The 25,004-nt window shown below is 71.1% G+C and carries 23 protein-coding genes and 1 pseudogene; 10 read left to right on the forward strand and 14 right to left on the reverse strand.

All coding sequences use genetic code 11. The annotated features are described in order from the left end of the window. Position 1 precedes the first annotated feature (1 nt). Positions 2-862, reverse strand: a complete 861-nt coding sequence (locus tag EL493_RS07090; protein ID WP_019044914.1) for a hypothetical protein — start codon at positions 860-862, stop codon at positions 2-4. Between the two features lie 109 nt (positions 863-971). Here EL493_RS07090 and EL493_RS07095 point away from each other — a divergent pair, with 109 nt between their 5' ends. Then, positions 972-1,484 (forward strand): LppU/SCO3897 family protein, encoded by a 513-nt coding sequence (locus EL493_RS07095; RefSeq protein ID WP_019044915.1) that lies wholly within the window; start codon positions 972-974, stop codon positions 1,482-1,484. 177 nt (positions 1,485-1,661) lie between these two features. On the opposite strand, the gene EL493_RS07100 is transcribed toward EL493_RS07095, so the two are convergent. Continuing rightward, the gene (locus EL493_RS07100) at positions 1,662-3,962 is read right to left on the reverse strand and encodes a helicase-associated domain-containing protein (protein WP_019044916.1); all 2,301 of its coding nucleotides are present in this window, start codon (positions 3,960-3,962) and stop codon (positions 1,662-1,664) included. Positions 3,963-4,115: 153 nt separating this feature from the next. Between EL493_RS07100 and EL493_RS07105 the strand changes: the two genes are divergently transcribed. Beyond that, entirely contained in the window at positions 4,116-4,307 is a 192-nt protein-coding gene (locus tag EL493_RS07105; RefSeq protein WP_019044917.1) for a hypothetical protein, read from the forward strand. Positions 4,308-4,372: 65 nt separating this feature from the next. On the opposite strand, the gene EL493_RS07110 is transcribed toward EL493_RS07105, so the two are convergent. Then, positions 4,373-4,981 (reverse strand): transglycosylase family protein, encoded by a 609-nt coding sequence (locus EL493_RS07110; RefSeq protein WP_019044918.1) that lies wholly within the window; start codon positions 4,979-4,981, stop codon positions 4,373-4,375. A 372-nt stretch (positions 4,982-5,353) separates the two neighbouring features. Beyond that, positions 5,354-5,602 (reverse strand): hypothetical protein, encoded by a 249-nt coding sequence (locus EL493_RS07115; RefSeq protein WP_019044919.1) that lies wholly within the window; start codon positions 5,600-5,602, stop codon positions 5,354-5,356. 161 nt (positions 5,603-5,763) lie between these two features. Between EL493_RS07115 and EL493_RS07120 the strand changes: the two genes are divergently transcribed. After that, positions 5,764-6,186: a cold-shock protein gene (locus EL493_RS07120; RefSeq protein ID WP_019044920.1), complete on the forward strand. Its 423-nt coding sequence runs from the start codon at positions 5,764-5,766 to the stop codon at positions 6,184-6,186. A gap of 64 nt (positions 6,187-6,250) precedes the next feature. On the opposite strand, the gene EL493_RS07125 is transcribed toward EL493_RS07120, so the two are convergent. The 3 genes from EL493_RS07125 to EL493_RS07135 all read right to left on the reverse strand — a co-directional run bounded on the left by EL493_RS07125 (position 6,251) and on the right by EL493_RS07135 (position 9,427). Continuing rightward, positions 6,251-6,766 (reverse strand): DUF2771 domain-containing protein, encoded by a 516-nt coding sequence (locus tag EL493_RS07125; RefSeq protein WP_019044921.1) that lies wholly within the window; start codon positions 6,764-6,766, stop codon positions 6,251-6,253. Beyond that, positions 6,763-8,583 carry an MFS transporter gene (locus EL493_RS07130; RefSeq protein ID WP_022565875.1) on the reverse strand — a complete coding sequence of 607 codons (1,821 nt, stop codon included), beginning with the start codon at positions 8,581-8,583 and terminating at the stop codon, positions 6,763-6,765. The genes EL493_RS07125 and EL493_RS07130 overlap by 4 nt, the downstream gene beginning before the upstream one ends. A 67-nt stretch (positions 8,584-8,650) precedes the next feature. Further along, positions 8,651-9,427 (reverse strand): glutaminyl-peptide cyclotransferase, encoded by a 777-nt coding sequence (locus tag EL493_RS07135; RefSeq protein ID WP_019044923.1) that lies wholly within the window; start codon positions 9,425-9,427, stop codon positions 8,651-8,653. An 8-nt stretch (positions 9,428-9,435) separates the two neighbouring features. Between EL493_RS07135 and EL493_RS32930 the strand changes: the two are divergent. Beyond that, positions 9,436-10,266, forward strand: a pseudogene (locus tag EL493_RS32930) (DUF3027 domain-containing protein); the annotation flags it as partial. Between the two features lie 1,217 nt (positions 10,267-11,483). Next, positions 11,484-14,399, forward strand: a complete 2,916-nt coding sequence (locus EL493_RS07145; RefSeq protein WP_019044925.1) for a sacsin N-terminal ATP-binding-like domain-containing protein — start codon at positions 11,484-11,486, stop codon at positions 14,397-14,399. Here the strand turns inward: EL493_RS07145 and EL493_RS07150 are convergent, their stop codons facing one another. After that, positions 14,400-14,939 carry a TetR/AcrR family transcriptional regulator gene (locus EL493_RS07150; RefSeq protein WP_019044926.1) on the reverse strand — a complete coding sequence of 180 codons (540 nt, stop codon included), beginning with the start codon at positions 14,937-14,939 and terminating at the stop codon, positions 14,400-14,402. 204 nt (positions 14,940-15,143) lie between these two features. Here EL493_RS07150 and EL493_RS07155 point away from each other — a divergent pair, with 204 nt between their 5' ends. Beyond that, positions 15,144-17,195 carry a neutral/alkaline ceramidase gene (locus EL493_RS07155; RefSeq protein WP_019044927.1) on the forward strand — a complete coding sequence of 684 codons (2,052 nt, stop codon included), beginning with the start codon at positions 15,144-15,146 and terminating at the stop codon, positions 17,193-17,195. Here EL493_RS07155 and EL493_RS07160 read toward each other — a convergent pair. Next, positions 17,192-17,452 carry a DUF2530 domain-containing protein gene (locus EL493_RS07160; RefSeq protein WP_019044928.1) on the reverse strand — a complete coding sequence of 87 codons (261 nt, stop codon included), beginning with the start codon at positions 17,450-17,452 and terminating at the stop codon, positions 17,192-17,194. The two genes, EL493_RS07155 and EL493_RS07160, sit on opposite strands and share 4 nt — an antisense overlap. Positions 17,453-17,514: 62 nt before the next feature. Here EL493_RS07160 and EL493_RS07165 point away from each other — a divergent pair, with 62 nt between their 5' ends. Further along, positions 17,515-17,952 carry a MarR family winged helix-turn-helix transcriptional regulator gene (locus EL493_RS07165; protein ID WP_019044929.1) on the forward strand — a complete coding sequence of 146 codons (438 nt, stop codon included), beginning with the start codon at positions 17,515-17,517 and terminating at the stop codon, positions 17,950-17,952. Here the strand turns inward: EL493_RS07165 and EL493_RS07170 are convergent, their stop codons facing one another. Further along, entirely contained in the window at positions 17,953-18,354 is a 402-nt protein-coding gene (locus tag EL493_RS07170) for a YccF domain-containing protein (protein WP_019044930.1), read from the reverse strand. It abuts the gene before it with no gap. Between the two features lie 25 nt (positions 18,355-18,379). On the opposite strand from EL493_RS07170, the gene EL493_RS07175 reads away from it, so the two are divergent. Beyond that, positions 18,380-19,183, forward strand: a complete 804-nt coding sequence (locus EL493_RS07175) for a TrmH family RNA methyltransferase (protein WP_019044931.1) — start codon at positions 18,380-18,382, stop codon at positions 19,181-19,183. Further along, entirely contained in the window at positions 19,180-19,482 is a 303-nt protein-coding gene (locus EL493_RS07180) for a DUF2537 domain-containing protein (RefSeq protein WP_019044932.1), read from the forward strand. The genes EL493_RS07175 and EL493_RS07180 overlap by 4 nt, the downstream gene beginning before the upstream one ends. A 1-nt stretch (position 19,483) precedes the next feature. On the opposite strand, the gene EL493_RS07185 is transcribed toward EL493_RS07180, so the two are convergent. The 3 genes from EL493_RS07185 to serC all read right to left on the reverse strand — a co-directional run bounded on the left by EL493_RS07185 (position 19,484) and on the right by serC (position 22,818). Beyond that, the gene (locus tag EL493_RS07185) at positions 19,484-20,227 is read right to left on the reverse strand and encodes a DUF6928 family protein (RefSeq protein WP_198040795.1); all 744 of its coding nucleotides are present in this window, start codon (positions 20,225-20,227) and stop codon (positions 19,484-19,486) included. A 157-nt stretch (positions 20,228-20,384) separates the two neighbouring features. Continuing rightward, a complete protein-coding gene (gene sepH, locus EL493_RS07190; RefSeq protein ID WP_022565882.1) occupies positions 20,385-21,383 on the reverse strand; it encodes a septation protein SepH in 999 nt (332 codons plus the stop codon). A gap of 313 nt (positions 21,384-21,696) precedes the next feature. Next, positions 21,697-22,818, reverse strand: a complete 1,122-nt coding sequence (serC, locus tag EL493_RS07195; protein ID WP_019044935.1) for a phosphoserine transaminase — start codon at positions 22,816-22,818, stop codon at positions 21,697-21,699. A gap of 216 nt (positions 22,819-23,034) precedes the next feature. Here serC and EL493_RS07200 point away from each other — a divergent pair, with 216 nt between their 5' ends. Beyond that, positions 23,035-23,670, forward strand: a complete 636-nt coding sequence (locus EL493_RS07200) for a hypothetical protein (protein ID WP_019044936.1) — start codon at positions 23,035-23,037, stop codon at positions 23,668-23,670. 24 nt (positions 23,671-23,694) lie between these two features. On the opposite strand, the gene EL493_RS07205 is transcribed toward EL493_RS07200, so the two are convergent. After that, positions 23,695-24,417, reverse strand: coding sequence for a polysaccharide deacetylase family protein (locus tag EL493_RS07205; RefSeq protein ID WP_019044937.1), 723 nt, complete (start codon positions 24,415-24,417; stop codon positions 23,695-23,697). Positions 24,418-25,004 lie beyond the last annotated feature (587 nt).

The raw sequence follows: 25,004 nt of genomic DNA on the forward strand, positions 1-25,004 counted from the left end.
CTCAGAGCTCGTCGAGCCGGTCCCGCGCCCGCTCGGCCCACCGCCGCATGCGATCGAACTGTGTACGCGCCGAGGTCAACTCGCCACGGGCCCGGTGTTCGGTGGTGCGGGCGAAGTGGCGCTGCTGTTCGGCGTGCTCGAGCTCGGCGCGCAGTTCGTCGATGCGGGACTCGATCTCGTCGAGTTCGGTTTTCGCCTGGGCGGCGGCTTCTTCCGCCTCGTCGCGTGCCGAACGCGCTGTCTCCAGGGCTGATTCGGCGTCGTCGAGTTCCTGCTGTGCCTCGGCCCTTCGCTTCTTCTCCGCGTCCTCGGCCGACGCCGTGGACTTGCGGGTGCTCGCCCGCTTGGCCGGAGCCGAGGCCTTGCCGCCGGTGATGGCGACCAGGCCGGCGGGTCCGAAACCGTCGTAGGTGACGGTGGCGGGCAGGACGCCGGAGCGGACCACCTCGGCGACATCGGAGTCGGCGAGCGCGGCGGTGAGCGTCTGACCCACCTCGCGGAGCACCTGCTCGCTCGCCGGGCGATCGTGCTCGGCGGCCAGCTCGCCCGCCCGCTTGGTCATGGCGTTGACGACCTGCTGACGCTGGGCGCCGAGCGCGCGGAGTTTGTCGCCGGAGAGCTGGCGTTGCGCCGAGCGCAGGGCGTCGCCCAGGTCGAGCAGCGCGGCGATCTCCCCGGGAGCGTGCCGGGCCAGCAGGTTGACCGTCCACGCCGCGACGGTCGGTTTGCGCAGCGCGGTGATGGCCTTGGCCAGGTCACGGTCCCCGTCCGCGCGCGCCTCGGCGGCCCGCTCGGTGCGGGTCGCCACGAAGTCGCCGGGGTCGAGGCCGTACAGCTCGCCTGCGACGTCGTCGAGGGTCATCTTTGTGATGGTAGCCAGGGTGTGGTGTAGCCGAACACACTCCACACCGGCTTGGGTATCGTCACCGGCGGTCATGTATGCCTGAACCGTTCGGTGAGTGAGGTTTTCAGTGTTGTTCCCAGGAAAGCGACTGCTGGCACGGCTCGTGCTCGCCCCCGTGGCGACGGTCGCGCTGGTCGGGGCGGTCGCCGCCTGTTCGTCGGACAGCGATTCCGCCGCTGGCGGCTCGCTCGCCAAGGGCTCCTGCGTCGAGGTCACCGACAACGCGGCCGACGCGATGCAGGGCAAGGTCGGCGACTGCGCCGCGTCCGCCTCGAACTATCGGATCGTGCAGGTCGGCGCGGCCCCGCTCACCTGCGCCGTCGAGGACGCGACCTTCAACGGCACCGTCGGTGACACCAAGACCGCGCTGTGCCTGTCACCCAACTTCGCCCAGGGCAACTGCTACGCCGACGCGGGCAAGCGCCCCGCCGAAGCCGTCGCCTGCACCGCGCCCGAGGCCACCTTCAAGGTCGTCAAGCGCATCGACGGCGTCGCCGACGAACTCCAGTGCGGCGCCGACGCCACCCAGTTCCGCACGGTCGCCGATCCCAAGGCGACGTTCTGCCTGGCCAAGCCGTAATTTTGGAGCGCTGGCGCGCTCGAGTTCGCGGCCCCTGGTGTCCCGCCGGTCAGGCGCCGGTGCTTGCTCCTGCGTCGCCTACGCACCGGCACCTGACCGGCGGGACGGCCGCGAACCGCCGCTGCGCGGCGGACCCTCCTCGGGGTCGGGTCGTGGTGGTCAGTTGTGTTGGTGGGTTCAGTCCAGCAAGGCCACCGACGCGATGCGGTGCAGGGTGAAGTGGCGGGTGGTGCCGGTGACGGGGTCGACGGCGTCGAGCTGGCCGTTGCCGACGCGCAGCGGTTCGACCACGCGCTGGCTCGCCACGCCCTGGGCGTCGACGTAGCCGATGTTCACCGGGCGGCCCACCCTGGCGGCCAGCTGGAGCAGCGCCAGGGTGGCCGCGGTGCCGGTGCGAGTGCCGTCGGCGCGCACCGACTGGCCGGTGCGGGCGCCCGCCGCGCGCTCGCCCGCCCGCAGTTCGGTGACCAGCAGTGCCAGTTGCTCCTCGCTGGGCGGATTCGGGCGGTAGGGCTTGCGGGCCAGCGGACGGACCGCGATGCGGGAGCCGCGCGGGCGCAGGTCGACGATCGCGCCCGCGGAATCCTCGCCCGCGGGGGCGAATCCGGCCGCGCGTAGCTGCTCGAGCAGTTCGCTCAGCGGGGCCAGCGCGATGGCCACCGTCGGCGCGATCGCGCGCAATGCCAGCGTCTCGGCCACCGGCGCGGCCAGCACCTGGGCCAGCAGCGCCGGGTCGTCGCTGCGCAGGAACGACTGCGCCATGCCAGCGCGCAACTGTCCGTGCCTGCGAGCCACGTCGTCGATGAGGTAGGTCAGCGACTGGGGAACCGGTGTGCGCGAATGCGTCGCGAACAGGGCGTGCAGCTCGGCGGCGGTGAGTCCGGCGTCCAGTGCCCGGCGCACCGAGGCGTCGCCCACCCGGTACACGGTGGCCGCGCCCGCCGACTCCACATCGGCGACCAGCGCGATCTTGCCCTGGAGCTCGGGCACCAGCGGGCCGGGCGCGATCACCGTCAGGTCCGCCTGGACCAGCACATGGTCGACCGGTTCGGGCAGCGCCGCGGCCATCTCCGCCTCGGCGTCGGCCACACTGGTCGCCGCGCCGTGCAACAGCGCCCTGGCGGCCGAATCCAGCGCGCCGCGGCCGAGCAGGCCCAGCGCGGCGGCTTCGGCCAGCGTCGCGGTCACCGCGTCGAGCCGGAAGTGCCTGCGTCTGCGCGGCATCCGCCAGGCCAGCAGCTTGCCGATATCGGTCGCGGTCAGCGCGGTGCCGCTGGGGTACTCACCCAGCAGCCCGAGGATGGCGTGGCGGTCGCGCACGGCGTGCGGGATGCGCAGTTCCGCCGAGAGGGCGGCGATCGGCTTGTCGGCGGCGTCGCGCAGGCCGATCATCCACGGCATCCGGTCCAGGTCCAGCCAGGCCTGCGCGAGCAGCACCCAGCGGGTCGCGGGCGGCGCGTCCTGCCAGGCGTCGGCGGCGGGGGTGGGGGCCCAGAAGTCGTCGGTGGTGTCGAGTTCCGGCGGCGGCTCGGGCAGGCCCTTCTCGATCAGCTTGGCCGCGGCCAGCAGTTCCAGCAGCAGCCCGGCGCGCTGCTCGTCGATACCGGTCGACTTGGCGAGCCTGCGTTGTTCGCGCACACCGAGTCCGCCGGCGCGCAGGGCGGGTGCGGGCAGCTTGCCCAGCGCGTCGAGCAGATCGGCGCAGTCGCGCAGCAGCTCGCCCACCTCACCCGCGCCGACGGCGTTCACCTCGGCGGGCGGGTTCTTGGTCAGCGTGGGCTTGGGTGGGGCGAGGGCGTGCGGGTCGGTCACCGGGTCGCCGCGCAGCACCTGGCCGACGGTCACCGGCAGTTCGACGGTCTCCGCGTCGATCCAGTGCAGCAGCCGGGCCGCCAGCAACCGCTGTACCGGACGATCGGCGGGGGTCCCCGGCGCGGCATCCCTGGTGCGGCCGCGCGGGCCCGTGGTGGCCAGCTTGTCGAGCAGGGCGCGCTCGGGCGGACTCGCCTGGGCGAGCGCGGTGTTCACCTCGGGCTCGGTGAGCGCGTCCGGCAGCGCCGTCGTCGCGCCGAGGGGCCAGGGCAGGGCCTCGGCGGCGCTGGGGGCCAGGTGCAGGGCGTCGCCGGTCTGCCAGACCAGGGCGCGATCGAGCAGCCGGGTCAGCGCGGCGGTGAGCGCGGTCTTGGTGACCCGGCCCGTGAACTGCGCCTGCAGGGTGGTCTTGGTGAGCGGGGTCAGCTCGGTGCCGATGGTGCGGGCGTCCTCGTTGACGGTGAGCGCCTCGATGATCGCGAACTCGAGCGTGTCCAGGTCGTCGGCGGCGCGCAGCACCGACGCGCGCTGCTGGGCCCGCACCGCGAGCACCGACATCGACGCGGGCAGCGGCACCGCGAGGTCGGGCCGCAACTGCAGCAGTTTCACCAGCTGGGCATCGGTGCGCGCACCGAGCCAATCGGCGAGGGAGTCCGTCGCGATCATCCGATCCAGCCTACAGTTCGCGGCCGCCTCGACCTGGACTGAGCGGAGGGTGCGACAAAGGAGTGCCCGTAGTGAGGGAAGGTCGAGGGAGCAGGCCGAGAACTGCGGCGCCAGCCGCGAAACAGCCCTGGGCGGGTATGCCAGAATGAGCCCGTGGTGAACAAATCGAAGAAACCCTACGTCGACAACGGCTGGCCGCAGGTGGCCGACGGCGAGCACGCCGTGACCGAACTGTCGGCGACCCGCGCCGGTAACCTCTCGCCCTTCGGTGAGGACACCGAGTTTCCCGTCCCGGCATCGTCGCTGCCGTACATCCACCCCCAGACTGTCATCAACCGGGTGTAGTTCGGACGGGAAAGACAAGAGCCCGCATCCTCATGGATGCGGGCTCTAGTTGTGTGCGCGGGCGATCAGGAGGGCAGCAGGCCCTTGTTCGCCTCGAAGAAGTCGATCACGGCCGGGTCGAGCTGAGTGCCCTTGGCCGAGTTGAAGAAATCGAGCGCCTGCTGCGGCACGGCGACGCCCTGCTGCTGCACGACGGACAGCGCGCGGTCCACGGCCTGGAAGACTTCCTGGCTCGGGTCCTGCACCTGCGGGACGTTGACCTGCGGGGCCCAGCTCGGGGCCGAGGGAGCGATCCGCTCGGTCGGGCCGCTGCTCAAGCCCAGCTTGGACGAGCAGGAGGGCCAGGCGCCCCAACCCTGAGAAGCGAGAACCTTTTCGGCGACCGCGATCTGCTGTTCGCGGGTGGCCTGGTTGGCCGTGGCGGCGTACTCGCCACCACCGTGTGCGTTCCAGGTGGAGGGCGAGAACTGCAGCCCACCCTGGTAGCCGTTGCCGGTGTTGATGCCCCAGTTGCCGCCGGCTTCACACTGCGCGAGGCGATCCCAGTCGGAGTCGGGGGCCGCGCTGGCGTTTCCTGCGAAAGCTGCACTGGCGGTGCCGATGATGGCGCCGGTGACGGCGACCTTGGCGACAGTGCGGCCGGTGGAAGTCGGCTTGCGGTGGCGTCCACTCATATCGGGTTTCTTCCTCTCGTGCGCACCTGCATGTGGCCCGGATCGAGAGGTCTCCCGGTCCGCCCCCACCCCTGATTCCAGTCGGGGTCCGGTACCCGCGGGGTGAGGTTCGGTGCGGCGGGCCGGTGGTTCCGGGGGTTGCCCCGGCTGAGAGAAACGGTACGACGGACAGCGGGGAAAGTCACTATTTGGTAACCGGCGTGTACGCGGCGGTCTCGGGGTGGTCTCAGGGTGATCCCCGAGTGTCGGCGCAGGTAGTCGGGGTGCTAGGTGTGCGCGACGCCTGCACGCTCAGTTCGTGACCTTGTCGTTATGTGACGAGGATCACACCCGCGTCTGGGTATCGATTCGCCGGGGTAACCGGTTGACGCGTCAACGCGCGCGTCGCCCCGACCACAACGCGAAAACCAGGCCGAGCAGGAAGCCGACCGGGGTGAGCATCGCCAACAGGTACAGCCACAGCCCCGGCGCGGAGTCCGCCACGATCGCCCACACGAAGATGGCGACCACGGCCAGGATCCCGATACCGAACAGCGCGACGGCCAGCTGCAGCAGGCGATCGCCGGATCGGCGGGGACCCTCCGCGGGCGGCGGGGTGGCGGGCTCAGGTGTGTTGGTCACCGTTGCACCGTAAAACTGATGTGCTCGCGTTATAGCCACCGGGGTAGACTCTGGGCACATCGCGCGTCCTGCCTTGTTGTGGGGCGCGTTCTTTTCGCGACAAGCAGCTGTAACCCGGGCCACAAGGGTCCGGGTTGACGAATGATGAACGGGTGAGCGCAGTGCCGACCGGCCGGGTGAAGTGGTACGACGTCGAGAAGGGCTTCGGCTTCCTTTCCCAAGACGAGGGTGAGGACGTCTACGTCCGCTCCTCCGCGCTGCCCGACGGCGTCGAAGGGCTCAAGCCCGGCCAGCGCGTCGAATTCGGCATGGCGGCAGGCCGTCGCGGCCCGCAGGCGCTGAGCCTGAAGCTGCTCGAGGCGCCGCCGACGGTGCGCGGCAACCAGTCCCAGCAGGCCACCAGCCGCAAGGACGCGGGCCCGCGCAAGTCGCCCGACGAGCTGCACGGCCTGGTCGAGGACATGATCACGCTGCTGGAGACCAAGGTCCAGCCGGATCTGCGCCGCGGCAAGTACCCGGATCGCAAGCTGTCCCAGCGGATCTCCGAGGTCGTGCGGGCCGTGGCCCGCGAACTCGACCACTGAGTCACGACACCACTGAGTCACCGACCCGGCCCCGGACACCGCACGTGTCCGGGGCCGCGTCGTGTCAGGCCTCGGGCGTGCTGATCGACCAGGCGGCGTGCGGGATGTAGGTCTCGCGGCCGGTCACGGTGTCGCGGGCCAGGATCGGCAGCTGCACCTCGATCCCGGCCAGGCGCAGCTCCGGCTCGGGCAGGGTCTCGATGGTGAGCGCGCGGGCGCCCGCGGTGTAGTCGGCGAAGCTGAGCACCCGGTCGACCTGTTCGCCGCTGGGACGCTGATAGATCAGCTGGACCAGCCAGGGCGACTCGGCGATCTGGCTGGGCAGCGACAGCTGCACCGGCTCACCGGTCTTCGTCGCCAGCACCGCGGTCTCGCCGTACCGGCAGTCCGTCATGGTCACCGTGCAGTACAGGAACGGGTCGACGGTGATCGTCTCGCGGTTCGCGTACGCGGTGATCTGCGGGTCGTGCTCGGTCGCGTTCGACGCGGCGTAGGCCACCACACCCGTCGTCACCGCGGCGACCGCGACCAGGCCTGCCGCGACCAGCGCGACGATCGTGCGGACTCCTGGTTTGCTCACCGGATGGGGTCTCCTGTCTCTCGGTGACCCGGACCGGGACCGACCCGGCCGGGATGCGTGTTCGGCACTTCCTGTTCGGCGTGCTGCGGGCGGTTGCCGCCCAGACCGGGGAGCAGGGAATGTCCGGTGTAGCTGACGAAGGTCTGGATCAGCCCGGCCACCAGGACCACGCTGATCACCGCGAAACCCTTCCAGAACTCGATCGGCAGCAGCACACCGGCCGCGCCGCCGACCACCCAGCTCAGCTGCAACACCGTCTCCGACCGGCCGAACCCGGACGCGATCGACTCCGGTGGCAGGTCGTCCTGGATGGCGGCGTCCAGCGACACCTTGGCCAGCGCGCTGGCCGCCGAGGCCACCAGCGCGGCGAACGCGGCACCGAACAGGTTGCCGGTGAACATCGCGAACACCGCCACCGCCGCGCTCGCCGCCGTGCAGCCCAGCACCACCAGCGACGGCCTGCCCAGCTGCAGCCGGGCGCCGGTGGCATTGCCGCCGAAATTGCCGATCCCGGCCGCCGCGCCCACCAGCGCCAGCATGGCCGCCTGCTCGGTGGGGCTGCCGCCGGAACCCTTGGCGACGAAGGCGATGTAGAAGGTGAGGAAGCCGGTGAGCACGCGGATCGAGCTGTTGCCCCACAGGCCGGTGACCACCGCCCGGCCCAGCGGCTGGCGGCGTTTGCGCGCCGGCACCGCGGACTCCTTGCCGAATTCGAGCACCTCGGTGTGCGCGTCGGGACCGTGATAGCTCAGCGTCGCGGGCACCTCGCCCTCGGTCACCTCCACCCACGAGGGAATCCGCAGGCTCAGGTACGCGCCGGCCAGCGCGATGCCCGTGGCCAGCACCAGCGCGCCGGTGGACGACGCGATCAGCGCCGCGAGCGCGGCCAGCGCGCCGGCCCCGATGGTGCCGCCGACCAGCCCGAACACGGTCAGCCGGGAGTTGGTGCGGACCAGGTCGATGTCCGGTGGCAGCACGCGCGGCGTCACCGCGCTCTTGAGAACGGCGAAGGATTTCGAGCCGACCATCATGCACAGGGCCAGCGGATACAGCCCCCAGGTGTCGATGTTCACGATCAGCAGCACCGCGAACACCGCGCGGACACCGAAGGTCGTCGCCAGCGCCAGCCTGCGGCCGCGCTGCAACCGGTCCAGCAGCGGACCGATCAGCGGCGCGATCAGCGCGAACGGGGCGATGGTGATCAGCAGGTACAGCGCCACCTTGGTCTTGGACTCGGCGGTGGCGCTGGCGAAGAACAGCGTGTTGGCCAGGGCGACGGCGATCGCGGCGTCGAGGGCGAAGTTGGCCATCGTGGCGTAGGTGAGCGCGGTCAGGCCGGACTGGTCGGCGCCGTCGGCCTTGGCCGCGCGCTGGAACGTCGCGAATCCGCGTTCGGTGAGTTCCCGGCTGCGCATGGCGGCGACCCTGGTCACGGTGAGCTTGCGCGGGATCCGCTGCTGCGTCACCGGCTCGTCGTCGGGCTCGTCGCCGCGGGGGAGCGGGCGGGTGCCCGCGGGGCCGCTCTTGTCCTCCGGCGGCGGCAGGGCGCGTTCGCGGGGCTGCGGACCGCGCAGCGGGGTGGTCGGGGCGGCGTCCGGTTCGGCGCGGCCACGGTGGAACAGGCCCTTGGACCGAACCGTCGGCGGGTCGGGGGAGTCCGGGCGGGGGAACACCTTGCGCGGGCGCGCCCGCTCGTCCCGGCCCCGGCCTGCGCGCGGCGGGTACTGCCCGAAACCGGGGTGCCTGCCGGGCGGGGTGCCCGCGGTACCGTCCCGGCGACCACGGTCGGGACCGGATGGATCGCGGGGCGTAGTCACAGTCCAATTCTGGCGCACGCGGGCTTCGCGCGTTCACCCGCGGCGCGGCCATGTCCGCCACACCCGGCTATTTCGGCACGAATCGCACCTCGAACAGCCGCGGCCAGTACTTGCCGGTGAGCAGGAAACGGTCGGTCCCGGGCAGGTGGGCGATGCCGTTGAGGACATTCGCGCCGGCCCGTTCCGCCGGGGTGAGCAGTCCGCCCGCCTCGATCACCGCCAGCACCTCGCCCGTCGCCGGATCGATGCGCAGGATCTCGTCGGACGGGTAGTTGTTGGCGTAGACGGTGCCGTCGGGCGCGCAGTCCAGCTCGTTCGGCTTCGCGTCCGGATAGCCGGTGACGGTCACTGAACCGGTTTCGGCGAAGGTCACCGGATCGCGGAAGGTGAGGGTCGGGGTGCCGTCGCTCATCACCAGCCGCTGCGGTTGCGCGCACAGCCCCCACCCCTCGCCCGCGTACTCGGCGCGGCGCACCTCGGCCAGGGTTCGCGGGTCGCGGGCGAAGGCCACGTGGTCCTGCCAGGTGAGCTGCCAGACGATGTCGCCCGCCTTGGTCATGCCCTCGCCGAACATCTCCGCAGGCAGCTCCGCGCGGGCGGTCTCGGCGCCGGTCGCCTGATCGGCGGTGCGCGCGGTCGACACGCCCCACATGCCGGTGCTTTCGTAGCGGACGCCGTCGACCACCTCCAGACCCTGCGTGAACGCCTGCGGATCGTGCGGTGACGAGCCGATCACCTCCACCCGCCAGCGCGGCGGATCGGCCGTCCCCGAGGTGCCGCAGGCGGCCACGCCGAGCAGGCTGACCAGCGCGGCGACGGCCAACGAACTCCGATTGCGCTTCATACGGCAAAATGTATGCCGTGAGCGCAGTATCTGTTTCGGAGTCCGGCGTGCGTCCTGTTCTGGCCGATGCGGCCGAAGTCGCACGTCGTGCGCTCGTCGAGCTGGAGCCGGAGGGCGTCGGCGAGCATCTGGGGGTGACCGCCGAGGACGAGACGGCGGCCACCCACCGGTTCGCGACGACCCTGGCCGGTTATCGCGGCTGGCAGTGGGCTGTGGTCGTGGCCGCGCCGCCGGAGGCGGAATACGCCACGGTCAGCGAGTCGGCGCTGCTGCCGGGGCCGGATGCCCTGATCGCCCCCGACTTCATCCCGTGGGAGCAGCGGGTGCGTCCCGGCGACCTCGGGCCCGGCGACCTGCTGGCCCCGCCCGCCGACGATCCCCGCCTCGTCCCCGGCTACGTGGCCACCGGCGACCCGGTCGTCGACGAGGTGGCCCGCGAGGTCGGCCTCGGCCGCACCCAGGTGCTCAGCCTGGAGGGCCGCGTCGAAGCGGCCCAGCGCTGGTATACCGAGTTCGGCCCCGACACCGAGATGGCCAAGGCGGCCCCCTCCACCTGCGGCCTCTGCGGCTTCTACCTGCCCCTGGCCGGCGCCCTGCGCGAATCCTTCGGCGTCTGCGGCAACGCGATGGGCGCCGACGGCCACGTCGTCCACATCGAATACGGCTGCGGTGCCCACTCCGACGTCGTCGCCCCCAGCGGCAACGGTTCCCCCCGCTACGAAGCGTTCGACGACCACGCGGTGGACATCGTGGAGGTCGTCCGCGTCAATGGTGCTGCCGAAGGCGCTGACGCCGCTGCTGCCGACGCAGACAATGCCCAGGCTGCCACCGTCGTCTCGGCCGAGTCGACCGCCACCGAGCCTGTCCTCGACCAGGAAACCGCCGAGGCCGAGGCCGCCGACGCGGCCGCCGCCGACCGCGCCGCCCTGGCCGAAGGTGCCACCCCGGAATCGGCCGACGAAGTCGTAGCCGCCGAGCAGGCCCCGGAATCCGAATCGCTGTCCGCCACCGACCGGACCGAAGCAGCGGCCGACCAGTCCACTACGACGGCCTCCAGCTCGTCGGCAGAAACTGCTGCCGACGAGAACAACGCAGCCAACCTTGCCGCTGCGGCTGACGCCGCTGCCGCTGCCGCTGCGGCTGACGCCGCTGCCGCTGACGCTGCGGCTGGCGATGCTGCGGCTGGCGATGCACCGACCGCTGGCGCTGCGGCCACCTCCGGCGCTGACACGACGCCCACCACCGCTCCCGCCGCTGCGGGCGTCGATGCTGCGGGCACCGCCGCACCGGCTGCCGAATCCGCGTCCGCCGGTCCTGCAGGCGCCGAGGGCGGGGATGCTCGCTCGAGCGTCGAGCCCGTGGTGGCGGAAGCAGCCGCTTCGGCGGCCTCTGCGCCGGCCACGGCCGCTGCCGGAGAAGACCAGGTCGGCGAATCGCTTTCGGCCGCAGAGGTCGCGGCGAGCGTCGCCATCGAGGTCGAGGTCCCCCCGGCTTCGGGCCCGGCGACAGAGGCGCCTGCTGAGCTGTTCGCGACTGACACGGCGGCCGAACAATCTGCCGAGCCGACGGTGACTGACGCGGCGGCCGAAAGTCCTGCCGAGCTGACGACGGCCGACGCCGCGGACGAGGTTCCCGCTGAGCCGATCGCGGCCGACACGGCGACCGAGGTTTCCGCCGAGCCGATCGCGGTGGACACGGCGACCGAGACTTCCGAGCCGACGGCGAACGTCGGGATCCAGGCTGTTGGTGAGTCTGTCTCGGCGGAGAAGCCTGCGGCAGACGACGTCGCCCAGCCCGGTGGCGAATCGGTGGCGCAGGAAGCCGCCGACGCGGCGGGTTCGCTGGCCGCCGCGGCCGCCGGTGACGACCAGCCGGTCGACGAAACCGATTCGGCCGCTGACGGGGTGGCGAGTATCGCCGCTGCCGCGGAGGTCGATGTGCCGCCGGCTTCGGGGCCCGCGGGCGCCGAGGGCGAGCCGGTGGACGAGCACGGATCGTCGGTGGCGCGCTGAACGGTTCGGCGGATCCCTTCGGTACCGCGGAGCTGCGTGCCGGAGTGCTTGCCGCCTGGCGTGATTCGCCGACGCGGCTGCGCGAGGACAGTGCCACCGAGGCGGATCTGGTGGCCGCGGGCTACCGGGATCGGGTGCTCACCGAGCTCGCGCAGAACGCGGCCGATGCCGCGGCCAAGGCGGGGGTGGCCGGTGAGCTCGCGGTGCGGGTGCTCGACGGGCGCCTGCATGTCGCCAATACCGGTGCGCCGCTCGACGTTTCCGGCGTGCACGCGCTCACCGCGCTGCGCGCCTCCGGTAAGTCCGCGGCCGATCAGGTGGGCCGGTTCGGTGTGGGTTTCACGGCGGTGCGGTCGGTCGGCGACGAGATCGAGGTCCGCTCCACGACCGGCTCGATCCGCTTCTCTCGCGTCGCGACACTGAACGCGCTGCACGACAACGGCATCGAGATCCCGGACGATCTCGCGGCCATCGCCCCGCCGGTCCTGCGCCTGGCCTGGCCGGTCCCGACGACCCCGGTCACCGGTTACGACACCGAGATCGTCGTGCACCTGCGCGACGAGATCGACTCCGCCGCCCTGCTCGACGCCCTGCGCGCCGAAGCAGCCGATCTCCTCCTGGAACTGCCCGCCCTGCACCGGATTCGCGTCAACGGCGACGAATTCACCAGCACGGAGAAGGATTCCGGCCGGGACGGCTTGACCGAACTGTCGATCACCGGCCCGGACGGAATCACACAGCGCTGGTGGCAGTACCGCACCACCCGCGCCCGCTGGCTGCTCCCACTACGCGCGGGCCGCCCCGTCGCCACCGCCCCGGACGTGCTGCGCGCCCCCACCCGTTCCGACGAGGAACTGTCGCTGCCCGCCGTCCTGGTAGCCGACATCCCCATGCAGCCCGACCGCCGCCGCCTCCTCCCCGGCGCCCGCCTGACCGAATTGGCCACCGGCTACGCCGATTTCGCCCGCGCCCTCCCGCCTGCCGACCGCCTCGTGCTCGTCCCGACCCCCGGCTTCGCCCGCAGCGAGGCCGACGGTCTCCTGCGCGAAGCCGTCCTGGCGGACCTCCGCGCCAACGCCTGGCTCCCCGTCTGCTTCACGACCGTCGAGGACGCGGCCGAGCTGCCCGCACTCCACTCGGTCGGCGACAGTCTCCGAACCACCGATCCCACAGCTGCTTTCACCCTGGCCGCGCCGCAGTCGACCGTGACTGCCGCCGAAGAAGCCCCGGCTGAGTTCGACTGGTCCACCACTGATGTTCCGGGATCAACCGGATCACAGGACGCGGACTCGATCACCCGACCCGCCCCGTGCGCGATCCCCACCCGCGCCCACGTCTTCCCCGATCTCACCCCCGAATTGGCGACCATGCTCGCCGACATCACCGGCCCCCTGGTGATCCCGGAACTCTCCGACCGCGCCGCCCAGGAAAAGCTCTCGGTGCTGGACGTGCACCGCCTCGGTCCCGCCGCGCTCGCGGACCTGTCGAGCGGTCTCGATCGCGAACCACACTGGTGGCAGCGGTTCTACGCCACCCTGGAACCGTTCGTCACCGACACCCTCACCGCCGAGGAACTCGGCGCGCTGGCGGTCCCGCTGGCCGACGGACGACTCGTCACCGGCCCGCGCACCGTCGTCCTGGACGACCAGCTCACCGTGGCCGTTCCGGTCCACTGGGCTCGCCTGGTCCACCCGGACGCCACCCATGCCCTGCTGGCCCGCCTCGGCGCCCGCAGCGCCACCGCCGAGGACCTGCTGTCCGACCCGGGCCTGCACGATCTGCTCGAGCACGACCCGGCCGACCCCGACACCGTCGAGGCGGTGCTGCGATTGGCCCCGTTCGCCACGGCGGAACTGCTCCCGGCCTGGCTCGGCCTGCTCGAACTCCCCGACGACACCGGCGAACTGCGCCCGGCCGACGAACTGCTGCTGCCCGGCGCCCCGCTCGCCGCCGTGCAGGTCGACGACTCGCCCTTCGGCACCGTCGACGACGTCGTGGTCGCCGAATACGGCGACCAGGCGCTGCGCGCGATCGGCGTCGGCTGGGACTTCGCCGTGGTCACCGATCCCGACCCGATCGGCCCGGACCACGACCTGGACGACGAATCCGCCTGGTGGGACACCCTTCCCGAGGACCCGCGCGAGCTGGCCGCGGTCCGCGACCTCGATCTGGTCGACGAGAACCGCTGGCCCGCCGCCCTGCGCCGCCTGCTGGACGATCCGCGCACCCGAGCCCTGCTCGCCGACCGCGACGGCTACACGGCCTGGTGGCTGCACCGCCACGCCCAGCTCGACGGCATCGCACTCGGCCGGTTCCGCCACCCCGCCGACGACGAGTTCGCCGGTCTGCTGCCCGTGTTCGCGGCCGACGGCTTCGCCGGCGCCGACCTGGACGCGCTGCGCCCGGTCCTGGTGCACCCGGACGTGATGTCGGCCGAACTGGCCGAGGAACTCCTCGACGCCCTCGCCGACCCGGCCAACACCCCGGCGCCGGAGGTGGTCGCGCGCACCCATGCCCGGCTGGCCGCCGCCGTCGCCGCGGGCGCGCTCGACCCGCGCGAACTCGACCTGCCGCCGCAGGTGCGGGCGCTCTCGGGCGCCGTCGTCGACGCGGGCAGCGTGATGGTCTTGGACGAGCCCGGTTTCGGCCTGGTCGTGCCCCCGGACCGGCTGGTGGCGGGCGACGACGTCAACGCCGAGGCGCTGGCGGCCCTGCTCGATCTGCCGCTGGTCTCCGAGGAGGTGAGTGCCGAGGTACTGGGCACCGGCCGCTGGACCACCTGGGCCGACGACCCGATGGGCGTGGTGCTGCGCAGGCTCTGGTCCCCGGTGGAGACCACGGGCGCGCTGGTCCTGCACGAGACCCTGGAGGTGCACCTGCGTGGCGCGCTCACGGGCACCGTGCGGGTGCCCTGGTGGCGCACCGAGGACGCCGTGCACGTCCAGGTGCCGCGGGTCTGACTACTCGGCGTGCGCCACGATCATCTCGGCCAGCAGGTCGAGCTGGGTCTGCACGGCCTCGCTGTCGTCGTCGACGAGCCAGCGCAGCACGATGCCGTCGATGACGTTGAGGATGAAGCGGCTCAGGTCGGTCACCGGGGTGTTCCAGGCGGTGCCGGTGGCCTCGCGGCAGTGGTCGATGATGTCGCGGACGGTGCCGTCGTTGAACGCGTACTGTTCGCGGGAGATCGCGATCTTGGCCGGTGTGGCCTCGCCCTCGCGCAGCGAATAGGTGGTGGTCTCGTAGGTGAGCAACTGTCGTTCCGGAGTGGCTTCGATGTTGCGCCACATCAGTTCGAGACCGGAACGGACCAATTTCAGAAGCGCTTCTTTTCCGGTTCCGGCTTCGGTCCAGAGCGAATCATCGGCATCGACGGAATCGCGCAATTCCACGGACAACGCTTTGACCAGCTCGGTCATCAGCGCGTCCTTGTTTTCGAAACAGTAATGCACCACACCGAGCGAGACACCGGCCGCTTGGGCGACATCGCGCGTGGTCACGCCCGCGACGCCCTTTTTCTCGGCAAGACCGATCGCTGCCTCGATCAGGTGGGCTCGTCGTTCTTCGACGCTCAATCGGGAGGACACGTGAGCGAGTTAAGCGCTCGCGTGGCAAACAGTCAATTCGCCGGTCCGCGAGAAAATCCTGGACATGTGACCAGTTGATGTGGTTGTCTCCGAAACGGAAGTTGCGAAGGAGTTCCCATGCCCCTGTCCCGCCGTACTGTGCTGACCGCTTCGGCGCTCGGTGTCGCCGCCGTGCCTGCCCTCTCGGCACTCGCCGACGCGGTCGCACCCGCCGCGCGCGCGAATACCGCGCCGGGCGAGTTCGAATTCGGGCTCGGCATCGCCGATCTCACCGGCCCGGCCGCGGAATGCGGGATGATGGGCTACTCCCAACTCGACCAGGCGACCGCCGGAATTCATCTGCGCCCGCGTGCGCGCGCCTTCGTGATCGGCGCGGGCGGAAATCGCATCGCCTATGTCGCGGTGGAGAACGGCGCGGTGTTCGGTTCGGTGCACGGCGGGGTACTGCTGGCACTCGCGCGGCGATTCGGTGACCGGTACACCGAGCGAAATGTCGTGCTCACCTCGACCCATACCCACGCCAGTTGTGGCGGCTCCGCACACGATTACGCCTACACCCTGGCGACCCTGGGATTTCAGCAGCAGGTCTACGACGCCGAGGTGAACGGCATCGTGGAGGCGATCGTCGCCGCCGACGCCGATTTCGGGCCCGGCGCCATCGCCCTCGGCCGCTCGACCCTGCACGACGCCAGCGTCAACCGCTCCCGGGTGGCCTTCGACCGCAACCCCGAGGCCGAGCGCGCCCTGTTCCCCGACGCCATCGACCCCGCGGTGACCACGCTGGTCTTCACCAGGGCTGGCCGCGAGGTGGGCGCGCTGACCTGGTTCGCCACCCACAACACCTCGATGACCAACGCGAACCGCCTGATCAGCTCCGACAACAAGGGCTACGCCAGCTACGCCGCCGAGCACCTCGAGCACGGGGTCCGCCACCTGGACGGGCAGCCGTCCTATCTCGCCGCGTTCGCGCAGACCAACGCGGGCGACATGTCGCCCAACCTGAACCTGCGTCCCGGCGACGGGCCGACCACCGACGAATTCGAGAACACCCGCATCCTCGGCGAACGCCAGTACGCGGCCTCCAGAGCGGCTGCCGCGCAGGCGGTCTCGATGACCGGCGCGGTCGACTCGCTGCTGTGCTACATCGACCTGGCTGCGGTGTCCGTCGACGGCCGCTTCACCCCCGACGGCGCGCCGCACCGCACTTCGCCCGCCGCGGCGGGTGTCTCGCTGATCGCGGGCAGCGTGGAGGACGGCCCCGGCCTGCCCGGCGGCCCGATTCCCGAGGGCGTGCGCAATCCGATGGTGGACTTCCTCGGCGGCATCGACCACCCGCACCCGGCCTGGCTGGCGGACGCGCAGGCGCCCAAGGCGATCGCGGTGCCGCTGGGCCTGCTGCCGCCGGTGCCGTGGGTGCCGAATGTGGTGCCGATCCAGCTGATCCGGATCGGTGGGCTGTATCTGGCCGCTGCGGGGGCGGAATTCACCATCGTCGCGGGTCTGCGGGTGCGCCGCGCGGTGGCCGCCGCGCTGGGTGTCGACGCGGAACAGGTGCTGCTCCAGGGTTACGCGAACTCCTACCACGAGTACGTCACCACCCCGGAGGAGTACGACGTGCAGCAGTACGAGGGCGCGTCGACCCTGTTCGGGCGCTACACGCTGTGCGCGTACCAGCAGGAATTCACCAGGCTCGCTGCGGCTTTCGTGGCGGGCGCGGCGATCGGGCGCGGCCCGGCGCCGCGTGACGTGTCGGCGTTGCAGCCGAATCTGGCGGTCGCGCCGGGCCCGGACGCGACGCCGCGGGGGCGTGCCTTCGGTGACGTCCTGGTGCAGCCGCCCGCGCAGTGCGCCCGCGGTTCGCGCGTCGCCGTCGAATTCGTCTCGGCGCATCCGAAACACAATCCCCGGCGCGGTGACACCTTCCTGCTCGTGCAGCGCCGGACGAGCGCGGGCGAGTGGGTCCGGGTAGCCAACGAGGGGGAGTGGGACGTGCGGTTCCACTGGCGCAAGGACGGCGACGGCATCTCGATCGCGCGCTTCACCTGGGACGTGCCCGCGGCGGCGACACCGGGCACGCACCGGTTCGTCCATTTCGCCGACGCGCTGGGTGCCGACGGCGCCCTGCGTCCGGTGAGCGGGACCAGCGCCGAGTTCGAGGTGACCGGCTAGTCGGTCGACAGACCCACCTGGGCACCCTTGTCGCCGCGCCGGGCCGACCGGCGCTGCGCCAACCAGATCGAGACGCCGAGCACGCCGACCGCCAGGCCCATCAGGCACACCGGACGGGCCTCTGACCAGGCCGGATTCAGCCAGACCAGGGCCGTCGCGACCAGCCACGCGACGAAACCGGCCAGCACCACCGGCCGCGGATCGACCAGGCTGTGGGGCAGTTCGGGGATCGCGGAACTGACGCGGCCGTTATCCATACCCAAATCGTAGCGGGGTGAAACTCATCAGGGGGCGCGGCCGTACCGTAGAGTTCTGCACTGTGACAACGCCATCGGACGTCCGTGCCCTGGCCGGTGACCTCTCACTGGCCGTCGTACGGCTCACGCGACACCTGCGCGGCCGCCGTGCCGACGCGCAGATCTCGCTCACCCAGCTGTCGGCGCTGGCGACGTTGGCGCGTGATGGTGCGATGACGCCGGGCGCGCTGGCGGGCAGGGAGCGGGTGCAGCCGCCGTCGATGACGCGCGTCATCGCGTCGCTGTCGGACCTGGATCTGGTGCAGCGCCGTCCGCACCCGACCGACGGCAGGCAGATCATCGTCTCGCTCTCGCCCGCGGGTCGCGCGCTCATCGCGGACGAGACCCATGCCCGCGAGGCCTGGATGACCGAGCAGCTGGCCGGGCTGCGGCCCGAGCAGATCGAGATCCTGGATCAGGCCGTGGAGATCATGAACCAGATCGTCGCCGGCTCGGAGTGATCAGGCCGGCCTGCGCGCGTCGTCGGAGTCGACCACCTCGTGGCCCAGCGGGAACAGGGCCAGCGGCACCAGCTTGAGGTTCGCCCACGCGAACGGCAGGCCGATGATGGTGATCGCCAGCGCCAGACTGGTGGCGATGTGCCCGATCGCCAGCCACCAGCCCGCGAAGATGAACCAGATGATGTTGCCGATCAGCGAGCCCGCGCCCGCGCCCGGTTTGTCGACCACGGAGCGGCCGAACGGCCACAGCACGTAGCCGGCGTTGCGCAACGCGGCGATGCCGAACGGAATGGTGATGATGAGAATGAAGCAGATCAGCGCCGCGAGCAGGTAGCCGAGTGCCATCCAGAAGCCACACAGCACCACCCACAGGATGTTCAAGATCAACTGGACGATCTTCATCTATTCATCATGCCAGGATTGTCCGGTGGCCGAAGTGATCGACATCGACGACCCCGCCGACGCGCGGGTGGACGACTTCCGTGACCTGTCCTCCGCCGACCGCAGACCGGACCTGCCGGGGCGCAAGGGCCTGGTCGTCGCCGAGGGCGTGGTGGTCGTGCAGCGGATGCTGAGCTCACGGTTCACCCCGAGCGCCCTGCTCGGCGTCGAGAAGCGTTACGCCGCGCTGGCCGACGACCTGGCCGGCCGCGACATCCCGTACTACCGGGCCAGCGCCGAGGTGATGGCGGAGGTGGTCGGTTTCCATCTGAATCGTGGGGTGCTGGCCGTGGCGCCGCGGCCCGCCGAGCTGAGTGTCGACGAGGTGCTCGACGGCGCGCGGACGGTGGCGGTGCTCGAGGGCGTGAACGATCACGAGAATCTGGGGTCGATGTTCCGCAACGCGGCGGGCCTGGGCGCCGACGCGGTGCTGTTCGGTGACCGATGCGCCGACCCGCTGTACCGGCGCGCGGTCCGGGTGTCGATGGGGCATGTGCTGCGGGTGCCGTTCGCGCAGCTGCCGCAGTGGCCCGGCGGGCTCGACCTGTTGCGGGCGCGCGGTTTCCAGATCATCGCGCTGACCCCGAATCCGGCGGCGGTGAACCTGGCGACGGCGATGACCGGCGACCGGGTGGCGCTGCTGCTGGGCGCGGAGGGCCCCGGCCTGACCGAGGAGGCGATGCGGGCCACCGATGTGCGCGCGCGGATTCCGATGTCGCCGGGCACCGATTCGCTGAATGTGGCCACGGCGGCGGCCATGGCGTTCTACGAGCGGGTGCGGACATCGTGAAGCAGGAACCGGACGGACCCTATCGCGCCCAGCCGGATTCGGTGCCGTGGGCGGCGGGCTGCACCGTGATCGTGCTGGTCGCGGCGCTCGGCGCGGTGGGGGTCTACGCGTTCGGGGCCGCGCTGGCGACGGTGCATCCGCTGCTGGCGCTGGTGGTGAACGTGGTCGCCGCGGGCGGGGTGGCGCCGACCGCGTGGCGCTGGCGGTTCACGCCCGTGGTGCGCTGGGTGCTGGCGGGCGCGGCGCTGGGTGTCGTGGCAGGCTGGCTCGCCGTGCTCGTCGAGGTGCTGACCGGCTAGCTCAGAGCACCCGGTCGGTGCGATGCAGCCAGCCGAACAGGCCGCGCTTGCGCCGGGTGGCCGCGCCCGGGCTGCCCGCCTGCACCGGTTGTGGTTGCGGCTGCGGCGCCTGGCCTTTCGGGTAGAGCGTGAAACCGCAGACCGCCAGGTCGCCCGGGGCGAGCCGGTCCGGCACGGCCGGGGTGCGGTAGCGGAAGCCGAGCCAGGCGCCGTTGGCCGCGTCGGCGAAGTCGGGTGGGTCGAACGGCAGCGACTGCGGGCCGGGCCGGTCCTCGCTCCGCCAGGGCACGGGCCGCTCGCCCGCCCAGAACGGCCGCTCCCACACCATCGGCAGTCCCTCGTTCTCCAGGATGTCGACCCGGGTGGAACTGAACGACCGCCGGAACTCGCCGCGCTCCCAGTGCGCGAACGCACCCCAGTGCAGCGTCGAGTCGAACGACACCAGATAGGTGTGCTCCGACGCCAGCGGCCGCACCAGCAGATCGGGCAGCTTCGTCGGCCGCACCAGCGCCGCCTCCGCCGTACACACGACGGTCAGCCCCGGATAACACCCGATGTAGACCTCGTCCCGATCCGGCGCGGCACACCCGTTCAGCGTCCCCACCATGATCGGCCGCACATCATGCTCGTGATACAGCTGCCCGGCCAACGCCGCCGCCGCGGCGGCATCCGGCTCGGGACGCCCCCGCAGCACGCTGAGCGGATCGGCCGTATCCACGTACCAGAGAGTGGAAGCCGAATGCACCAACCACCACCTCCCACCTCAACCGAATAACCAGCCAACGCAAGAACATGGGTAACTCACCGGGCACGGGCTCCCGCGACCCGCTACAGCCCGCCGGCCGCCGACGACACTCGCTCCGAATCCTGAGCCCGGCCGGAATCGCGGAGAGGCGGGGGAGTCAGTGCCCGGAGCTGCGGACGCCCAGGAGGACGTCTTCCCAGGACGGCATCGGCGCCTTGCCCCGCTTGGTCCGCGCCGGCTTGGCCGCGGGCTTGTCCGCCGCCGGTTCCTTGGCGACCGGTTCCTTCTCCGCCTGAGCCGCCGGCTGCGGAGCGGGCGCTGCGGGCACCGCCGGGATCGGCGCGGTGGGTACCGGCGCGGCCGGAATGGCCGCGGCGCCACCACCGGCGGCGACCGCGCGCTGCTCGAAGTACTCGTCCAGCGTCGGCTGCGCGGCCGGACGACTGGTCGGGCGCGCGGTGGGCGCGGCGACGGGCTCGCGCGGACGCGGCTCGACCGGCTTGGGTGCCTCGACGACCGGCGCGGCCTGCTCGGCCGGGGTCGGCAGGATGGTGGCCAGCCCGCGCAGCGCGCGACCGAAGTCGGGGTCGATCAGGTCGTTGGCCGGGTCGTCGAGCGGGGAGACCGAGCCGCCGTGCGCGTCGGGCTGGTAGCGCCAGTGCGCGGCGATCTCGGAGTGTCCGTGCCGCCACTGCAATTGCGCGACCCAGAACCCCTTCTCGTCCTTCCAGGCGTCCCACTCGGCCTGTTCGATGGTGTGGCCGCGCTCGGCGAACGCCGCGGTGACGATCTCGTGCAGCGTTTCCAGCGCCGGACCGTCGGGCCGCACCGGGTGCGCTTTCTGGGCCAGTTCGGCCGCCCGGGCACGTTCCAGCAACACCGGATAAGCGAATCGTTCGACTTTGGTGGCCGGCATCCCGGACTCCGCCGTGACCTGCTCGACGGACGCTCCGGCTCGAATACGGGCCTGGATATCGCGAGGACGCATAGACGCTTCCGTTTCGATCTCGATCTGGCCGAATCGTGCGAGGTCGCCGCGCGCCGCCGCGCGGAGCTTGTCGTCGGCGGGCAACCGGAACTTGGTGCCGGACTCGGTGTCACTGCACACGATGTGCGTGGAGTCGGGCGTCACCCCGATCACTCGAAGTTCACGCACCGTTACCTCCCTATCGCGTCGGCTACGACACCGCCCACTTTCCTAGACAGTAGTGCACATTACTTGCCCGCCGCAGCAGACACGCACGACCGAAATCGCGCACCGGGACCTCAGGTCCCGCTAATCTGATCGGCTCAGCACACGAATCCTGGTCGTGTGCAGGCAGTTTGGTGATGGATCAACATCAATTCGCGCACCGTGGACCCACCTCGGAATGCAAATATTGCGAATCCGCGGCGAAGGCACGCAAAGGGCCGGTGCCCGGCGAACCGAAAAAAGTTCACCGGGCACCGGCCCTGATTGCGGTCTTATCTCAGAGCTGACCGACGACCCAGTCGATCGAACGGGTCAGCTGCGAAACGTCTTCCGGATCGATCGCCGGGAACATGCCGACACGCAGCTGGTTACGACCCAGCTTCCGGTACGGCTCGGTGTCGACGATGCCGTTGGCCCGCAGGATCTTCGCGACCTGGGCGGCGTCGACGGCGTCGTCGAAGTCGATGGTGCCCACGACCTGCGAGCGGTGCGCCGGGTCGGTGACGTACGGGGTGGCGAAGGAGCTCGACTCGGCCCACGAGTACAGGCGCGAGGACGAGTCCAGCGTGCGCTTGACGGTCCAGTCCAGGCCGCCGTTGGCGTTCATCCACTCGATCTGGTCGGCGAACAGCAGCAGGGTGGCCAGCGCCGGGGTGTTGTAGGTCTGGTCCTTGGTGGAGTTGTCGATGGCGATCGGCAGCGACAGGAACTCCGGGGTCCAGCGGCCCGAGGCCTTGATCTCCTCGACGCGGGCCAGCGCGGCCGGGCTCATGATCGCGATCCACAGGCCACCGTCGGCGGCGAAGCACTTCTGCGGGGCGAAGTAGTACACGTCGGAGTCGGCGATGTTCACCGGCAGACCGCCCGCGCCCGAGGTGGCGTCGATGGCGATCAGGGCGTTCTCCGAACCGGCCGGACGCGACACCGGGATGGAGACACCGGTGGAGGTCTCGTTGTGGGCCCAGCCGATGAGGTCGACGGTCGGGTCCGAGACCGGCTCGGGCGCGCTGCCCGGCTCCGACGAGACGACGATCGGGTCACCGATGAACGGGTTGCCCTTGGCGACCGAGGCGAACTTCGAGGAGAACTCGCCGTTGGTCAGGTGCAGCGAGCGCTCACGGATCAGGCCGAAGGCGGCCGCGTCCCAGAACGCGGTGGTGCCGCCGTTGCCGAGCACCACTTCGTAGCCCTCGGGCAGGGAGAACAGCTCACGCAGGCCGTTGCGCACCCGCGCCACCACGTCCTTGACCGGCTTCTGGCGATGCGAGGTGCCGAACACGGAGGCGCCGACAGTCACCAGGGACTGCAGCTGCTCCGGACGGACCTTGGACGGGCCGCAGCCGAACCGTCCGTCGGCGGGCTTGAGGTCGGCGGGAATGGTCGGGAACGCACTGGTCATGCGGGCGAGTTTAGTGGTTCGCCGATGGTCGAACGCGCACGGGGGAGGGGTGGGGAGGCGGCTGTGAGGCGCCCCACTCGGTTCACGGCTACTACCTGGTAGGCGCGGGCGAAGTGGTCGGGTGACCAGGTGGATTCGGGGCGGGGCGCTCGGCTGGGCGCGGGGCATGCGGGGAATTTGCCTTGGTGAGTACACCGTTCGCATTACAGTTTCGCTATGAGCCTCGCCGTGGCCGACTCGGGTCGGACCCTGCTCGACCGGTTTGCCTGGGCTTTCGGCCGTCGGCCGGGGTTGCTGGCGGAGAGTTCCCGGCGGGAACTGCTGATCAGGGGGTTACCCGCGACAGCCACCGTGCTGTCGGCGCGGTCCCGTCGCGGCGAGGGCGGCTACCGCTTCTCGGTGCGCGTGCACCTGCCCGGTGAGCTGGCCTACGACGCCCGCGTCCGCCAGCGGGTCCGTAGCCAGGACCTGGAATGGATGCAGCCCGGCGACACCGTCGGCTGCCGGGTCGACCCCGGCGACCGCGAACGCGTGGTGCTGTTCGTTCCCGAGGTCCCGCAGTCCGGCCGCAGCGCCGCCGCCAAGATCCTGGCCAACGGCCGCCGCGCCGAGGCCACGGTCCTCGCCGTCGCCCCCATCGCCGCCGACTACACCGGCCGCGACGACCCCATCCTGCGCCTGGACCTCGAACTCCGCGCCTGGGACGAACCCACCCCCTGGCGAGTCCGCCTCATCCAGCCCGTCCCCCTGGCCGCCGTCGGCCTCATCGAACTCGGCACCCGCCTCGACGCCGCCTTCTTCACCGTCGACCGCGGCGCCTCGGTAGCCATCGACTTCTCGACCCTGAGCTGAGGTCGCGGCCGCCGAGGCATGCGGCTACAGGTGTACGAAGGTGAAGCCCGCGTTGCGGAGGGTGGGGATGGCGGTGGACAGGCCGGCGGCGGTGCCGGACTTCGGGCGGTGCATGTGGGCCAGGACGATGGCGCCGGGGGTTGCTGTGGTCAGGGTGTGGTGGACCTGGGTGGCCGAGGCGGTGGCGCCGGAGTCGGCGTTGATCGTGAAGCCGAGCGGGATTTCGCCGAGGTCGTTGACGATGGCGACCGCCACGTCGTCGTAGTGGGCGGTGCCCGCGCGGAAGAAGCGAGGTGCGCGCCCGGTCAGCTCGCGGATGCGTTCGTGATTGGCCCACACCTCGTGCACGGCTTCGTCGGCCGACGCGGTGCCCGCGATCCGATAGGCCGCCCGGCCGGTCACCGAGAGCGGTTTGTGCGCCACACCGTGGGAGGCGATCTCGAACAGGGGATTCGCTGCCAGCCGCTGCACCCGGCCGGGATCGGCGTCGATCCAGCGCTTGTTGAGGAACAGGGTCGCCGGCACCCGCTCGGCGACCAGCAGATCCAGCAGCGCCTGGTCGATCTCGCTGTTCCCCGGCCCGCCGCACGCGTCGAGGGTGAGCGCCACCTGCTTGCCGACCGCCGGAAAACTACTGGTGATCCCGGGCATCGCCACACCCCATGCCCGCGGCTGCGCGCCCGCGTACCTCGCGGCGACGTCGGCCGGGGAGACACCGAGCGAGGTGGCGAGGGGTGGTTCGACCACGGTGGATATCGGCCGGGCCGTGGGAACCGGACGCTCGGCGGACGGTGCCGGGTACACCTGCGCCGATGAATCACCCTGCGCCGCAGCACATCCAGCGAGAGCGCCGACGGCGAGCGCGGCCGCGGCCCCGAACAACCCGCGCCGCGAAAGCCCCTGGTCACGCATAGTCCACCCCTGTCGATCCGCCCGCCGCCAACACTAACGCCGGTAGTCACCCCGGACCCCAAATCGGGCCTTCAGTTCCCAGTGTGCGCCGGTAGGTCGGAGCACGCCTGCCGACGTTCGCGCCGGAGCGTCGCTGCACAAGCTTGCCGACTGGAGAACGGACAGAAGATCGAAGACAACCGAGTGCGGACATCCAGGAATCAAGGGCGCCGGCGGCCGCGCCCAACGTCGAGATCTCAACGGGCGTGGATATCAGGATTTCTGAAGCGGGTTTGCACCGCGGTGGACTATCCGGCATCGACGAGAACGGTTGGCAGGCAGCATTCCCGAGCTTGACGGGCCGCAACTCGATCATGCCGTTGAGCGACTTCGACTCGAGCCAGGCTCGGCCTGCCCCGCGGAACCCAGCTGACTCAAAGCGA

Source organism: Nocardia asteroides (assembly GCF_900637185.1).
Lineage (GTDB): Bacteria > Actinomycetota > Actinomycetes > Mycobacteriales > Mycobacteriaceae > Nocardia > Nocardia asteroides.

What these genes read in the sequence shown, in the direction of transcription:
- serC (WP_019044935.1), bottom strand. Translation starts at nt 22,818, where the DNA reads ATGACCAGTGCGTTCCCGACCATTCCCGCCGACCTCAAGCCCGCCGAC.
- EL493_RS07090 (WP_019044914.1), bottom strand. Translation starts at nt 862, where the DNA reads ATGACCCTCGACGACGTCGCAGGCGAGCTGTACGGCCTCGACCCCGGC.
- EL493_RS07110 (WP_019044918.1), bottom strand. Translation starts at nt 4,981, where the DNA reads ATGAGTGGACGCCACCGCAAGCCGACTTCCACCGGCCGCACTGTCGCC.
- EL493_RS07155 (WP_019044927.1), top strand. Translation starts at nt 15,144, where the DNA reads ATGCCCCTGTCCCGCCGTACTGTGCTGACCGCTTCGGCGCTCGGTGTC.
- EL493_RS07200 (WP_019044936.1), top strand. Translation starts at nt 23,035, where the DNA reads ATGAGCCTCGCCGTGGCCGACTCGGGTCGGACCCTGCTCGACCGGTTT.
- EL493_RS07100 (WP_019044916.1), bottom strand. Translation starts at nt 3,962, where the DNA reads ATGATCGCGACGGACTCCCTCGCCGATTGGCTCGGTGCGCGCACCGAT.
- EL493_RS07160 (WP_019044928.1), bottom strand. Translation starts at nt 17,452, where the DNA reads ATGGATAACGGCCGCGTCAGTTCCGCGATCCCCGAACTGCCCCACAGC.
- EL493_RS07135 (WP_019044923.1), bottom strand. Translation starts at nt 9,427, where the DNA reads ATGAAGCGCAATCGGAGTTCGTTGGCCGTCGCCGCGCTGGTCAGCCTG.
- EL493_RS07170 (WP_019044930.1), bottom strand. Translation starts at nt 18,354, where the DNA reads ATGAAGATCGTCCAGTTGATCTTGAACATCCTGTGGGTGGTGCTGTGT.